This is a genomic window from Nocardia sp. BMG51109 (assembly GCF_000526215.1).
Lineage (GTDB): Bacteria > Actinomycetota > Actinomycetes > Mycobacteriales > Mycobacteriaceae > Nocardia.
Genome location: NZ_JAFQ01000004.1, coordinates 287292 through 301337, shown reverse-complemented (window position 1 = coordinate 301337; position 14046 = coordinate 287292). Strand labels below are relative to the sequence as shown.

The window sequence follows — 14046 nt, the reverse complement described above, 5'->3', positions numbered from 1 at the left end:
AGTTACCGATGACCGTGATCGACACCCCCGGCATTGCTCGGTCCGCTACGGGTTGGACCTCGGCTTGCCGTCTCGACTACCTCATTCCGGGCCGCGGCGTGGCGGTGTTACTGAAAGACGGCCGCCAGGCCGCTCTGTTCCTGCTGCCCGACGGCAGCCTCTACGCCGTCGGCAATATCGACCCGTTCGGGCGGGCCGCGGTGATGTCGCGCGGCATCGTCGGCGACCGCGGCGGTGAGCCGGTGGTGGCGTCGCCGCTGCTCAAGCAGGCATTCTCGCTGCTGGACGGCCGCTGCCTGGACGATGCGTCGACGGCGCTGCCGGTGTATGCCGTGCGCGTGGCCGACGGTGTCGTGGGCGTGTCGAACGACACCGTGGACTGTCTCGAGGACTCGGCATGACTGTGAACATCGCCAACCCCGGCTGCCTCGAGGGTTTCACCGTCGGTGTCACGGCCTCGCGCCGGGCCGAGGAACTGGCCACCCTGCTGACCAGGCGGGGCGCGACCGTGGTCGCGACGCCCGCGATCCGGATCATTCCGCTGGCCGACGACACCGAGCTGGAGCGGGTGACGCAGCAACTGGTCACCGATCCGCCGCAGATCACCGTCGCCACCACCGGTATCGGGTTCCGCGGCTGGATGGAAGCCGCGGAAGGGTGGGGCCTGGCCGAGGACCTGCGCACCACGCTGGGCTCCACCCGCCTGCTGGCGCGCGGCCCGAAGGCCAAGGGCGCCATTCGCGCGGCCGAACTGCGCGAGGAGTGGTCGCCGGCCTCGGAGTCGTCGGCGGAGGTGCTCGACCACCTGCTCGGCGAGGGCGTCGAGGGGGTGCGGATCGCGGTGCAGCTGCACGGCGCCACCACCGAATGGGAGCCGGTGCCCGACTTCTGCGAGGTATTGCGCTGTGCCGGAGCCGATGTCGTGCCGGTTCCGGTGTATCGCTGGATTCCGCCGGAGGATTCGGCGCCGATGGACCGGATGATCGAGGCGATCGTCACCTCGGCGCTGGACTGCGTCACCTTCACCAGCGCGCCGGCGGTGGCCTCGACGCTGATGCGCGCCAAGGAAACCGGGCTGCTGGAGGCGGCGCTGCATGCCTTCCGGGCCCGGGTGCTGCCGGCCTGCGTCGGGCCGATCACCGCGGCGCCGCTGGAGGAACTGGGCGTGTCGACGACCATGCCCGGCCGGGCTCGGCTGGGTGCGCTGGCACGGCACGTCGCCGAGGAATTGCCCCGGCGCGCCAACCGGATTCACGCCGCCGGGCACATCCTCAGCGTGCGCGGCGGATGCGTGGTGGTCGACGGCCGGGTGCGCCAGCTGGCGCCGGCGCCGATGGCGCTGATGCGGGCGCTGGCGCGGCAGCCGGGCCGGGTGGTGTCGCGCGAGGATCTGCTGGCGGCGCTGCCGGGCGGCGGGGACGACACGCATGCGGTGGAGACCGGTATCGCGCGGCTGCGGGCCGGGCTCGGTACGCCGAAGGCCGTGCAGACCGTGGTGAAGCGGGGGTACCGGCTGGCGCTGGATCCCGCCGAGTGCATCGACAACAATCCTCGCCCGACGGGCGGCTACGGTCCTTCGCTCCGGCGTGGCGACGGCCCCGGGGGCGGCGTGCGCACCTACGAAGGGGACCGCGAGGCCGTCGGCCGGACACAGCGCCCGCAGGGGCCCGCGCCGCTGGCGGGGGTGTGGTGAGCGATCCGGCCCTGGTGCTGGTCGCGCACGGCACCAGGAGTACGCGGGGCGTGCGGATGATCGCGGATCTTGCCGAGGCCGTGACGCGCGAACTCGGCGCGCCGGTTCGGCTTTCCGGCGGGACGGTCGCGGAACATGGTGCCGCACAGGCTGTTCGGTCGGTGCGGGGACGCGGCGGTAATGCGGCCGGCGCGGTCACGATCGCGGACCGGAAGCCGGCCGGTGCACCGGGTGGAGCCGATGCTCCGCCGTCGGGGCCCACGGTGCGGACGGCGTTCGTCGACGTGCTCGGGCCCTCGCCGTCGGAGGTCCTGCGTGACCTGGATTCCGTTCCGGCCGTGGCGGTTCCGGCGTTTCTGGCGTCCGGGTACCACGTGTATCAGGATGTTCCGCGGGAGGTCGCCGAGAGCGGGCACACCGCCGTGGCGGTGACCCCGGCGATGGGGCCGGACCCGGCGCTCGCGCGGGTCATGCGCATTCGGCTGCGGGAGGCGGGCTGGCGTCCCGGTGATGCCGTGGTGTTCGCCGCCGCCGGTTCCTCGGATGCGCGAGCCCGCCACGACGTGCGGGTGGCCGCCCGGATGCTGGGCGAGGACCTGGGCTCCCGTGTGCGGGTCGGATATATCGCGACCGGTGCGCCCCGAGTTCCGGAAGTCGTTGCGTCCCTGCGCCGATCGGGTGCGCGACGGGTGTTCGTGGCCTCCTATCTGCTCGCCCACGGCCTGTTCCACGAGCGCCTGCACGACTGCGGTGCCGACGGTGTCGCCGAGCCGATCGGCGTGCACCCGGCCGTGGTCCGCCTGCTGGCCGACCGCTACCGCACGGCCGCCCGGGATCTGGTCCGCACGGCCGCCTGATACCGCAACGCCACTCGTCGTCACCCTTTCGCCGTCCCGGCGCGCTCTCGGCCGGGATCCTCTCGGACAACTGTGGATCCCGGCGAAGCACGCCGGAACGGCGGAGGTGACGTCGCAGTGCCGAGTCCGCCCGTATCCGGTGCGGAACGTGCGAATGGGGGTGCGACTCGCGGTCTGCGTGCCGGTGCTGTCCGGCCTGCGCTGTCTGTCCGGGGAAAAGGGCAGAGTCGTTGGGTGGCAGGTTGTTCCGGAAATGCCGCCGCACGATTCACGCCGTATCAGCGGTCGTCTGTCGGAATGCCGCCGGGGTGGAGGCTATCGCGAGGGTGCGGGGCGGTCGGCGGTCAGCGGCGGGGCTGGACGGTGAGGCCGCCACTGATGACGTTGCCGACGATGTCGCGGGTGAGCATCTCGTGCGGGAAGCCGAGTTCCACGGCGGCGGCCTCGTCCAGGCTGGTCAGGTGGGTGGGTTCGAGGTCGAGGTCCAGGGCACCCAGGTTGTCCTCCAGCTGAGCGGGGGTGCGGGCGCCGATGATCGGGGCCGTGACCGCCGGGTTGTGCAGGGTCCACGCCAGCGCCACCTGGGCCGGCGTGCGGCCGAGGTCGTTCGCGACCTGTTGCACCGCGTCGGCGATGGCGAGGCCGCGCTCGGTCAGCTGATTATGTGCGACGGCGATGTTCTTGCGGGTGCTCTGCGGTGAATCGCTGCCCTCGGCGTCCAGGTCGGCGCGGCCGTACTTGCCCGTCAGCACCCCGCCGGCCAGCGGGGACCACGGGATCACGCCGAGGCCCATCTCCCGGGCCATCGGGATGAGGTCGCGTTCCGCGGTGCGCTCGACCAGGCTGTACTCGACCTGCAGCGCCACCAGGGGCGACCAGCCGCGCAGGTCGGCGATGGTCTGCATGCGCGAGACCTGCCAGGCCGGGGTGTCGGAGATGGCCACGTACAGCACCTTGCCCTGGCGGACCAGATCGTCCATGCCGCGCAGGATCTCCTCGACCGGCGTGTGGAAGTCCCAGACGTGCAGGTACAGCAGGTCGATGTAGTCCGTATTCAGGTGGCGCAGACTGGTTTCCACCGAGGCGACCATGCTCTTGCGGTGGTTGCCACCGGAGTTCGGGTCGCCGGGGCGCCGCTGCATCGTGTATTTCGTTGCCAGTACCAGGCTTTCGCGGTTGTCCCGGGTGAACTCGCCGAGCAGGCGTTCCGCGCTGCCGTCGGTGTACATGCTGGCGGTGTCGATGAAGTTGCCGCCGCGGTCGGTGTACAGCTCGAGCAGCTTGCGCGAATCGTCGCGGTCGGCGCCCCAGCCCCAGTCGTCGCCGAACGTCATCGTGCCCAGGGCCAGCGGCGAGACCCGCAGCCCGGAGCGGCCCAGCAGCCGGTAGGTGTCGAGCGTGAGCGGCATGGTGTTCTCCTGTTCGTATCCGTGCGTCGCGATCGAGTCTGCGGCGATCGGGAACAGGCGGTAAGGGAGGGTTTTTCCTGGGAACGCCGGTACCAGACTGCCCGTAGGATCGATATCGATGACTGGCACGGTGGATGCGACACAGGAGCTGGCCGCCTTCTTGCGCGCCCGGCGGGAACGGCTGGATCCGCAGGCGGTCGGCCTGCCGCGGCGGCGGTCCCGGCGCACGCCCGGGCTGCGCCGCGAGGAGGTCGCGGAGCTGGCGGGCGTCAGCACCGACTACGTCGTGCGGCTGGAGCAGGGGCGCGGGTTGCGGCCCTCGGCGGGGGTGCTGGAGGCGCTCGCCCGCGCGCTGCGCCTGGGCCCGGACGAGCGGGCCTACCTGTTCGACCTGGCCCGGCAGCGGCTCCCCGACGACGGCAAGCCGGCCACCATGGTGTCGCCCGCCCTGGAACTGCTGGTGGCCGATCTTTCGCCGCTGCCGGCGATGGTGGTGAACCACCGCTACGACGTCCTCACCTGGAATCGTGAGATGGCCAGGTTGTACCTGGATTTCGACACCCTGCCGCCGGCGCAGCGCAATTCGATGTGGATATGCCTGCTGCATCCCGGGATGAGCGAGTTCTTCGCCGACCGGGAGCGCACCGTGCGCGAGGGCATCGCCGATCTGCGGGCGGCCTGGGCGGCACATCCCGAGGACCGGGTGCTCGCCGAGCTGATCGGAGAATTCCGTTCCCGCAGTGCGGAATTCGAGGAGCTGTGGGCGAAGCGGGACGTCCGGGTGAACGGGCGCGGCCAGAAGACCATGCTGCATCCCGAGGTCGGCCCGGTCACGGTCGCCTTCGAGGTCCTGGCGCCGATGCAGGATCCGGATCAGCGGCTGATCATCTACCGCGCCGCGGACGACGACAGTCAGGCGGCGCTGGACCGGCTCTCCGCGCGCTGACGGGAAAAGTTCGAAGATTCTTCGCGAGATGTGTCGAATCGGCGTGGGCGGCTCCGACCACAGGGTGACAGCAAGTCGGAACAAACCCAGGAGCACATCATGACCAGCGTCAACACCTTCCTCTGGTTCGATCGGGGCGCCGAGGCGGCGGCCGAGTTCTACACCTCGGTGGTACCGGATTCCCGGATCACCGACATCTCCCGCAACCCCGACGGATCGGCCTTCATCGTGTCGCTCGAGCTGGCCGGGCACGCGGTCACGCTGATGAACGGCGGACCGGGTCATTCGCATACCGATGCGGCGTCCATCCAGGTCCTCGTCGACACCCAGGACGAGGTCGACCGGCTGTGGGCCGCGCTGACCGACGGCGGCGCGTCCGGGCCGTGCGGGTGGCTGACCGATCGGTACGGGTTGTCCTGGCAGGTGGTGCCCGCGCCGATGCTGACGCTGATGAGCGGTGACCGTGCCGCGGCCGTCGGTGCGGCGCTGCGCACCATGTCCAAGATCGACCTCAAGGTGTTGCAGGACGCCCACGACCGGGGCTGACGGCAACCGGCCGGCCGCGCGCGGGAGGCTCGCTCTCTCGCGCGGTTCCGGTGTGTGACCAGGTCGAACCCATCGGCGCGGTCTACGCCTATCCTCGGACTCGAATGCCGTAGGTTTGCTCGGGAACGGTTCGGAGGACAGGCACACCGGAGACGAGGAGGCCGGGTGACGCGAACCCAGGTCGGCGCGGCCACCGTCGGCACGGACGGCGATCTTCCGCTGTCGGCGGGGCAGATGCGGTGGTGGGTGGCGCAGCAGCTGTATCCGGACGTGCCGAATACCGTCGCGATGTACCTGGAGCTGACCGGGCCGCTGACGGTGGAGCTGTTGCGGCGCTGCGCGGTGCGGGCGGCCCGGGACCTGCAATCGCCGCGGGTGCGGTTCCGGCTCGCGGACGGGCGACCGCGGCAGTATGTGGACCCGGACGCCTTCGATTCGCCGCGTTACGAGGATCTCGCCGACCGCGCCGACCCGGTGGCCGCCGCGCTGGAGGTGATGGAGCGGGATTGCGGTTCGCCGCTCGACCTGTGCGGGGACCGGCTGACGACCGCGGTCGTCTTTCGGGTCGGCGCCGATCACCATCTGCTGTATCTGCGCAGCCATCACATCGTGCTGGACGGTGTGGGGGCGGCGGCGGTGCTGCGGCGTACCGCCGAACTGTACGCGGGCGGGGTGAGTTCGGGGACCGAGCCGGGCGCTTCGGCCGCCGGTGTCGATCCGGGAACGGCTGGGCCGGTTCCGCTCTCGGTGGCCGAGCTGGTGGAAGACGAACGCGCATACCAGGATTCGCGCCGGGCGCGTGGTGACCGGGAGTACTGGGCCACGCAGCTGTCGGGTCTGGCGGACCCGGTGACGCTGGCCGGGCGGCGGGCGGCGCCCGCGCCGCGGCCGCACCGAGTCGGGGCGACACTGCCTGCCGCCACGGCGGATCGGCTGGCGGAGGTGCGCCGCCGGACCGGTGCGAGCTTTCCCGAGCTGGTGATCGCCGCGTTCGGGTGTTACCTGGCCGGTATGACCGGGGCCGACGAGGTGGTGATGGCGCTTCCGGTGGCCGTCCGCCCCACGGCGGCGCTGCGCCGGTCGGCGGGGTCGGTGTCGAACGTGGTTCCGTTGCGGCTGAACGGTATTCGCGGTATGTCGGTGCCGTCGGTGCTCGACCTGGTGCGATCGCGGGTGGTCGGGGCGCTGCGGCACCAGCGCTACCGATACGAGGACATGCAGCGCGACCGCGGCGAAAACCAGGTGGCGCGTGGCGGTTTCGGGCCGGTGCTGAATGTGCTCGGATTCGTCGAACCGCTGCGACTGGGGCCGCTGACCGCGCAGGCGCGACTGCTGTCGCTCGGTCCGGTGGAGGATCTGCTCGTCAACGGATATCAGCTCGGCCCGGACGAGCGGACCGCGCGCATCGATATGCAGGCCAACCCCGCCGTGTACTCGCAGGCCACCCTGCGTTGGCATCACGACCGTTTCCTGCGCTACCTCGACCGTTTCCTGGGCGCGGAGCAGGCGGTACCGGTGCCCGAACGGCCGCGCGCGGTCGCGGCGGAGCGGGTGCGATCGGATCGGCTGCTGCCCGATCTGCTGGCTGCGAGCCTGGGTGGCGCCCACCGCGGTCCGGTCTTCCCGGCCGGCGACGCCGAGCACGCCCGGCCGATGCCGGGTGACGTGGCAGAGGGTTCGGTGGCCGGGCAGCACGGTGTCGGCGACGGGGACGGTGGCGAAGCGTCGCGGCGCGTCGTGGAACAGCGGCAGGCTCGGCCGAACTCGATGGCGGCCGATGAAGCGGCGGGGTCGGTTGCGTTGCAGGACGGTGCGCGGCGGTGGTCGTATCGGGAGCTGGACGAGGAAACGTCGCGCTGGGCGCGGGAGCTGATCGAGTTCGGGGCGGGGCCGGGAACTTTCGTGGTCGTCGCCGTGCCGCGGTCGGGGGAGTCGGTGCTCGCGGTGTGGGCGGTGGCGAAGACGGGTGCGGCCTTCGTGCCCGTGGATCCGGCGGATCCGGCATCGCGGCTGGCCGCGCTGCTATCGGATTCCGGTGCGCGGCTGGGAGTTACGGTGGATCGGGTGCGGCCGGGGCTGCCGGAAGGGCTGGCCTGGCTGGTGCTCGACGACCCGGACACGGCCGAGCGGGTCGGGCGGCGGTCCGGCGGACCGGTCGGAGACGGCGATCGCCCGCGGCCGTTGCGCGCGGACCATCCCGCCTACGCGATCTACACCTCCGGAACCACCGGAACGCCGAAGGGCGTGGTGGCCACCCATCGCGGGCTGGGGCCGCTCACCGACCACATCGTCGAGCACTATGCGGTGGAACGGGATTCGCGGATCCTGCACGCGCACGCGCCGTCGTTCGACGCCCACCTGCTGGCGCTGCTGGGCGCCTTCGCCGCCGGTGCGCGGCTGGTGGTTCAGCCGGCGGACGTGGTGGCCGGCGTCGAACTGGCCCGGCTGGTGAACGGGGCGAGCATCACGCATTTCCTCACCACGCCGGCGGTGCTGGCGACGATCGCGCCGGAACAGGTCCCCCAGCTGCGGGTCGCCGTGGTCGGAGGCGAGAGCTGCCCGCCCGATCTCGTGCACCGCTGGGCGCCCGCGCTGCGGCTGTTCAACGGTTACGGGCCGACCGAAACGACCGTGATGGCAACGCAGTCCGCGCCCCTGGCGGCCGGTGAGCCGGTGCCGATCGGTCCGCCGCTGCCGGGGGTGCGCGCACCGGTGCTGGACCGGCGGCTGCGTCCGGTGCCGCCGGGTGCTCGCGGGGAACTGTACGTCGGCGGGCCGGGCGTCGCCGAAGGCTATCTGGGCCGTCCGGGCGCGACGGCCGAACGCTTCGTCGCCGACCCGTTCGGTACCGGTGAACGCTGTTACCGCACCGGCGATCTCGTCCGCGCCGAGGTGGACGGCGTGCTGGAGTTCCTCGGCCGCGGCGACGAACAGCTCACCGTGCGCGGCCGCCGGATCGAGCCGGCGGAGGTGGAGGCGGCGCTGACCGCACTGCCGGAGATCGCGCACGCCGTCGTCACCGTCGACCGAGCCGCCGCGGGTGACCGGCTGATCGGGTATGTCGTTGCCGCACAGGGCGTCCGAATCGACAGCGGGGACATCGTGCGCAAGCTGCGCGAACTGCTGCCCGCCGCACTGGTTCCCGGGCAACTGGTCGAGCTGGACCGGTTGCCGGTCACCGGGCACGGCAAGATCGATCGCCGTGCGCTCCCGGCGCCCGATGCCGCCCGGCGTCCCTACCGCGCACCGGAAACCGAACTACAGCGACTGGTGGCGGACCGGTTCGCGGCGGCGGTCGGCGCGGCACGCATCGGACTCGACGACGACTTCTTCGAGGCGGGCGGGAATTCCCTGCTCGGCGTGGCGGTCTCGGCCGACCTGGCGAGCGCGAGCGGGAAGCCGGTCACTGTGCGGTGGCTCTACACCACGCCGACCGTGGCCGAGCTGTCCGCCCGCATCGCCGGGCACGACGGCGGCGCCGCCGGTGACGACGCCCTCGGCGTTCTGCTCACCTTGCGCCGCAACGGTTCTCGGCCGCCGCTGTTCTGTGTGCACTCGGCGGTTCCGCTGGCCTGGTGCTACGCGGGGCTCGCCCGCCACATCACCGATCGGCCGGTGCTCGGCCTGCAGGCGCTGACGCTGGCCGGCGAACCGCGCTCCGGCGCCACCATCGACGAACTCGCCGACGGATACGCCGACGAGATCCTGCGCGCGCAGCCGGAGGGGCCCTACCACCTGCTGGGCTGGTCGCTGGGCGGGCAGATCGCGCACGCGGTCGCGGTGCGCCTGCGCGAGCGCGGGCACGCCGTCGCGCTGCTGGTGATGCTGGACAGCCTGATATTCCCCGACGACATGCCCGCGCCCCCGACCCCGCGGATGCGCGATCTGCTGACCCACCTGCTCGGTGACGAACCCGAGGACGGCGACGCGCTGGACGATCTCACCGCCGAGGCCGCCGCGGCCGAACTGGCCACCGCCGCAGCCTCGTTCGGCACCGGGCTCACGGCCGACCAGCTCGCCCGCCTGCACCGCGGATACGTCGACGGGGTGCGGCTGTCGCACGGCTACCGGCCGGGCGTCTTCGACGGCGACCTGCTCTACTTCTCGGCCACCCGCGGCGAGACCGAATGGCTCGGCGCGGACCTGTGGCGCCCTTACGTCACCGGCACGCTGACCGAACACCCCGTCGACGCCACCCACGCCCAGCTGACCAACGCCGATGTGGTCGCGACGATCGGCCCGCTGCTCGACGCGCATCTGGAGGGAATCCGATGACGCGGCAGCGGCGATCCGGTCGGTGGTTTTGCGGAGGCCACGGGTGGTCGTGCGGGCCAGCGGGAGCGAGGGCGGTCTCGTGACCGGCGGGCAGCGGGTGCGGGGGCGTGGCGGCACGGTGCGCACCGGGACGCGGACCGGGTTGCGCTGGTGGAATGTGTACGAGGATCGGGCATCCTGGGAGCGGCGGCATCCGGCGGCGCGGGTGTTCGCGCGGTGGGTGGACGAGCATCTGGTGCGGCCGCACGCCGAACTCGGGCGGGACGGGCCGGTATGCCCGTTCGTCTCGCACAGCGCCACGCGGCGGCTGGTCTGGGCCGGGCTGGCGCCCGAGAACGACCGATCGGCCGAATCCGATGTGCGGCGGACCATCGATGACGCGCTCGAGGTCCACTGCGCGTTGCGCGGCGAAAACCCTTCCGAGGCACGGGGTCTCACCTTGGTGACCATGTTCCCCGAACTGACCCGATTCGATCTGATCGACGCCGTGCACCGGGCCCGCAAGACCGAGGTGGTCGGGCAGGGGCTCATGCTCGGGCAGTTCTATCCCGGATGCGCGGTGCCCGGCCTGTGGAATCACGACTTCCGCCCGCTCGACGCGCCCGTGCCGATGCTGGTGCTGCGCACGATGATGAGTACCGACTTCCCGTTCCTGGCCGCCCGCAGCGACTGGCTCTACGCGTACCTCACCCGGATGGCGCCGAATCTGCCGGGCAAGCTGCGCTGGGCGATTGCCGAACGGATGCGCGTGGACGGCCCCGCCGCCGCCGAGATCACCGCGCTGCGCGCACACGCGCCGGGGGAACACGCCCGCTGACGTCGGCGGTATTCGCTGCGCCGCAATGGGATACTGACCGCATGCACCGGCTCCTGCGTTGCCTGGTTGTCCTGTTCGCGATGATTGCCGCAACTGTGCCGACAGTCGCCCACGCCGCCCCGACGGGCGGCCCGGCGATTCTCGACGTGCGCCCGCTCGGCGGCCGGCAGTTCGAGGTGGTGGTCTATTCCGCCGCCATGGCCAAGCCGATCACGGTGTGGCTGTCGCATCCCGGCGAGCCCGCTCCGGCGCTGTATCTGCTCAATGCGGTCGACGGCGGCGAGAACGGCGGCCCCTGGACCACCCGCACCGACGCCGCGCAGTTCTTCGCCGACAAGCCGGTCAACGTGGTGGTGCCGATGGGCGGGCGGGCCAGCTACTACACGAACTGGGCCGCCGACGATCCGGTGCTGGGGCGAAACCAGTGGTCCACCTTCCTGATTCACGAGCTGCCGCCGTTGCTGGCGGAGCGCTTCCAGGCGACCGGCCGCAATGCCGTTGCGGGAACGTCGATGTCGGCGACCTCGGCGCTGGATCTCGCGATCGAGGCGCCGGGAATGTATCAGGCGGTGGGCTCCTACAGCGGCTGCCCGCGCACCAGCGATGCGGTGTCGCGCGCCTACGTCCATTCGCAGCTGGGCATTTTCGGCGCCAATGCCGCCAATATGTGGGGTGGTCCGGGCGATCCGGCGTGGCAGGCGCACGACCCGGTGCTGAATGCCGACCGGTTACGCGGTGTGGCGCTCTATATTTCGGCCGGAACCGGCGGCGCGGGCGTGCACGACACCCTCGGTGACCCGTCGATCGGCGGCAATGCCGGTGTCCTGGCCGACCGGCTCGCGGTCGGCGGCCCGATGGAGTCGGTCGTCAACGGCTGCACCCGGGAACTGTCGGACCGTCTGGGGGCACTGGGCATCCCGGCCACGGTGGTGTTCCGGCCCGGCACTCACGCCTGGCCGTACTGGCAGGACGATCTGCACAACTCCTGGCCGGTGTTCGCCGCCGCCCTGGGTGTGTGATCGTCTGCCGGAGTGACGGACGGGCCCGAGTCGGCAGCTGACTCGGGCGTGCACCTGCTGCTCGGCCATGGTCATGGTGGCTGCCAGCGCCGCCGGGATCTCCGTGTCGGGGATGTCGCCGGGTTCGAGCGGTTCGACGGCATGAAAAGGGATGCTCGTCCGGTGCCCGGGACCTTGGCAACTCGAACATCGCGGTCGGCGGTGAATTCTGTGTGCGGCGGAACTTGTCGGTGGCAGGGGCAAGAATGCCGGTATGGCCTACGACGAGGAACTGGCCGATCGGATCCGGGATCTGCTCGGTCCGGCGCTGCCGGAGATGGTGGAGAAGAAGATGTTCGGCGGGCTGGCGTTCCTGGCCGGCGGCAATATGGCGGTGGTGGCCAGCGGTCACGGCGGCCTGATGGTGCGCGTCGATCCGGCCGATGCCGACCGCCTGGTCGACGGCGAGGCGGTGACCAGGATGGTGATGGGCGGCCGAGAGATGCGCAATTGGCTGCGGATAACCACCGAGGCGCTGGACGACGACGGCGTCCTGTCGGGGTGGATCGAGCGCGGCCTCGCCTACGCGCGCTCGCTGCCGGCGAAGTAGAGCGCGGGGCGGGCGGCGCTTCTGTTCGTGCCCGGTGAGTGCTACGGTGTGTCCCACGCCACGGTAGCTGCAACAGGTTCTAGTTTATTGTCGAGGCTCATGTCGAAGCGGCGATTCGTGTGCGGGATGAGGGCGACCCGGGGCCCGGGCGATCGTCGTGCGAGGAGGCGGACGCTATGACCGACACCGTTGATCCACGGGCGGTTGCGGCTCGGGTCACCGCGGAGCTGACCGGGCCGGGCGCGCCGTTCGAGGCGACGGTCGAGAACGTGCTCGGGGCGCCGATCCCGCAGCTGCGCACCCGGCGGCGTTCGCTGGTGGAGCAGCTCGACGCCTCGGCCGCGTGGGGTGAACGCGAGTATCTGGTGACGGCGGAGAGCCGGATGACGTTCGCGGAGCATCGGACCGCGGCGGGTGCGCTCGCGCAGGCACTGGCGGACCGATACGGAGTCGGTAAGGGCGACCGTATCGGCATTCTGGCGGCCAATACTCCCGAATGGGTGGTGGCGTTCTGGGCGGCGCAGTGTCTCGGCGCGATCGCGGTCGGGTACAACGCGTGGTGGGCGCCCCGGGAGATCGAGTACGGGCTCGGGCACACGCGGCCGTCGGTGGTGATCGCGGATGCGAAACGTGCTGTCCTGCTGAGTGAATCGGCGGGTTCGGGCGGTGGTCGCCGGGCCGAAGAGCCGGGCGGCGCGGGAGCCGAGGGCTCCGCTGTCCCCGTGCTCACGATGGAGGACGACGTTCCCCGGCTGATTGCCGAATACGCCGGTGCCGCACCGCGCGCCGCCGTCGCCGAGGACGATCCGGCGGTGGTTCTGTACACCAGCGGCACCAGCGGGCGACCCAAGGGAGTCGTGCATTCGCACCGGAACCTGGTGGCGGTCACCGATTATCACCGTTTCACCGATGCCATGGTGGCCGGTATGCGGGGGCAGCTGTACCGGGAGCCCAGCGATAAGCGCTTCCTGCTGACCTCGCCGCTGTTCCACGTCGCGAGCCTGCACAACCTGGTGATCCCGCGCCTGGCCACCGGGGCGGCCGTAGTGATGCACCAGGGTCCGTTCGAGGTCGAGCGGCTGCTGCGGCTGGTGGAGCGCGAGCGGGTGACCAACTGGGGCGCGGTGCCGACAATGGCGAGCCGGATGCTCGAACACGACCTGTCCGGCTACGACCTGTCGTCGCTGACCGCGTTTTCGCTCAATGCCGCGCCCTCGTCCCCGGCATTTCACCAGCGGCTGCGCGAGCGGCTGCCGGTCGCCCGGGTGGCGCTCACCACCAGCTACGGATTGACCGAAAGCGGTACGGCCGCAACGGTTGCCACGCCGCCGGAACTGGCCGCGCATCCGGATACGGTGGGGCGTCCCATCCTGGGTGTCGCGGTGGAGATCCGCGACCCGGACGGGCGGCCCGTGCCCGACGGCGAGCAGGGCGAGATCTGCATCCGCAGCCCGTACGTGATGCTCGGCTACTGGGACGACGAGGCCGCCACCACGGCCGCCATCGACGGCGACCGCTGGTTGCGTACCGGCGATTTCGGGACGGTCGAGGACGGTCGGCTCCGATTGTCCGGCCGCCGCACCGATCTCATCGTGCGCGGCGGAGAGAACGTGTACCCCACCGAGATCGAGAACGCGCTCGACGAACATCCCGCGGTGCTGGAATCGGCCGTGCTCGGGATCGCGCACGACGATCTCGGACAGGAGGTGGCGGCCGTCGTGGTGGTGGCCGATCCGGCCGCTGTCACCGAGTCGGCGCTGCGCGAGTTCGCCACCGAGCGGCTGGCCTACTTCAAGGTGCCCGCTCGCTGGGTGATCACCGACAAGCCCTTGCCGCGCAACGCGACCGGCAAGGTCGTCCGCCGCGAGATAGTGATCTGACGGCGGGGGTCGTTC

General features: G+C 71.4%; 11 protein-coding genes. 10 read left to right on the top strand and 1 reads right to left on the bottom strand.

The window, feature by feature from the left end; translation table 11 throughout:
- The first annotated feature begins 8 nt into the window (after positions 1–8).
- Genes nirD through D892_RS0102725 form a run of 3 tightly spaced genes read left to right on the top strand, consistent with a single transcriptional unit; the run spans position 9 to position 2550 of the window.
- Positions 9–401, top strand: a complete 393-nt coding sequence (gene nirD, locus D892_RS0102735; protein ID WP_024799778.1) for a nitrite reductase small subunit NirD — start codon at positions 9–11, stop codon at positions 399–401.
- Complete coding sequence (locus D892_RS0102730) at positions 398–1693, top strand: uroporphyrinogen-III synthase (protein ID WP_232235962.1); 1296 nt, start codon at positions 398–400, stop codon at positions 1691–1693. Before nirD ends, D892_RS0102730 begins: the two co-directional genes overlap by 4 nt.
- Entirely contained in the window at positions 1690–2550 is an 861-nt protein-coding gene (locus D892_RS0102725) for a sirohydrochlorin chelatase (RefSeq protein WP_024799776.1), read from the top strand. Before D892_RS0102730 ends, D892_RS0102725 begins: the two co-directional genes overlap by 4 nt.
- Before the next feature lie 344 nt (positions 2551–2894).
- Here D892_RS0102725 and D892_RS0102720 read toward each other — a convergent pair whose 3' ends face one another.
- Entirely contained in the window at positions 2895–3959 is a 1065-nt protein-coding gene (locus D892_RS0102720) for an aldo/keto reductase (protein WP_024799775.1), read from the bottom strand.
- Between the two features lie 118 nt (positions 3960–4077).
- Here D892_RS0102720 and D892_RS0102715 point away from each other — a divergent pair, with 118 nt between their 5' ends.
- The 7 genes from D892_RS0102715 to D892_RS0102685 all read left to right on the top strand — a co-directional run bounded on the left by D892_RS0102715 (position 4078) and on the right by D892_RS0102685 (position 14031).
- Positions 4078–4905 carry a helix-turn-helix transcriptional regulator gene (locus tag D892_RS0102715; protein ID WP_024799774.1) on the top strand — a complete coding sequence of 276 codons (828 nt, stop codon included), beginning with the start codon at positions 4078–4080 and terminating at the stop codon, positions 4903–4905.
- Positions 4906–5004: 99 nt separating this feature from the next.
- Complete coding sequence (locus D892_RS0102710) at positions 5005–5451, top strand: VOC family protein (RefSeq protein WP_024799773.1); 447 nt, start codon at positions 5005–5007, stop codon at positions 5449–5451.
- 165 nt (positions 5452–5616) lie between these two features.
- The gene (locus tag D892_RS44410; RefSeq protein WP_024799772.1) at positions 5617–9726 is read left to right on the top strand and encodes an amino acid adenylation domain-containing protein; all 4110 of its coding nucleotides are present in this window, start codon (positions 5617–5619) and stop codon (positions 9724–9726) included.
- Positions 9727–9769: 43 nt separating this feature from the next.
- A complete protein-coding gene (locus D892_RS0102700; protein WP_024799771.1) occupies positions 9770–10543 on the top strand; it encodes a DUF6875 domain-containing protein in 774 nt (257 codons plus the stop codon).
- 41 nt (positions 10544–10584) lie between these two features.
- Complete coding sequence (locus D892_RS0102695) at positions 10585–11562, top strand: alpha/beta hydrolase family protein (protein WP_024799770.1); 978 nt, start codon at positions 10585–10587, stop codon at positions 11560–11562.
- Between the two features lie 253 nt (positions 11563–11815).
- Complete coding sequence (locus D892_RS0102690) at positions 11816–12151, top strand: TfoX/Sxy family protein (protein ID WP_024799769.1); 336 nt, start codon at positions 11816–11818, stop codon at positions 12149–12151.
- Positions 12152–12327: 176 nt separating this feature from the next.
- On the top strand, positions 12328–14031 hold the full coding sequence (locus D892_RS0102685) for a class I adenylate-forming enzyme family protein (protein WP_024799768.1): 1704 nt from the start codon (positions 12328–12330) through the stop codon (positions 14029–14031).
- The last annotated feature ends 15 nt before the right edge of the window (positions 14032–14046 follow it).

What these genes read in the sequence shown, in the direction of transcription:
- nirD (WP_024799778.1), top strand. Translation starts at nt 9, where the DNA reads ATGACCGTGATCGACACCCCCGGCATTGCTCGGTCCGCTACGGGTTGG.
- D892_RS0102730 (WP_232235962.1), top strand. Translation starts at nt 398, where the DNA reads ATGACTGTGAACATCGCCAACCCCGGCTGCCTCGAGGGTTTCACCGTC.
- D892_RS0102720 (WP_024799775.1), bottom strand. Translation starts at nt 3,959, where the DNA reads ATGCCGCTCACGCTCGACACCTACCGGCTGCTGGGCCGCTCCGGGCTG.
- D892_RS0102715 (WP_024799774.1), top strand. Translation starts at nt 4,078, where the DNA reads ATGACTGGCACGGTGGATGCGACACAGGAGCTGGCCGCCTTCTTGCGC.
- D892_RS0102710 (WP_024799773.1), top strand. Translation starts at nt 5,005, where the DNA reads ATGACCAGCGTCAACACCTTCCTCTGGTTCGATCGGGGCGCCGAGGCG.
- D892_RS0102695 (WP_024799770.1), top strand. Translation starts at nt 10,585, where the DNA reads ATGCACCGGCTCCTGCGTTGCCTGGTTGTCCTGTTCGCGATGATTGCC.
- D892_RS0102690 (WP_024799769.1), top strand. Translation starts at nt 11,816, where the DNA reads ATGGCCTACGACGAGGAACTGGCCGATCGGATCCGGGATCTGCTCGGT.
- D892_RS0102685 (WP_024799768.1), top strand. Translation starts at nt 12,328, where the DNA reads ATGACCGACACCGTTGATCCACGGGCGGTTGCGGCTCGGGTCACCGCG.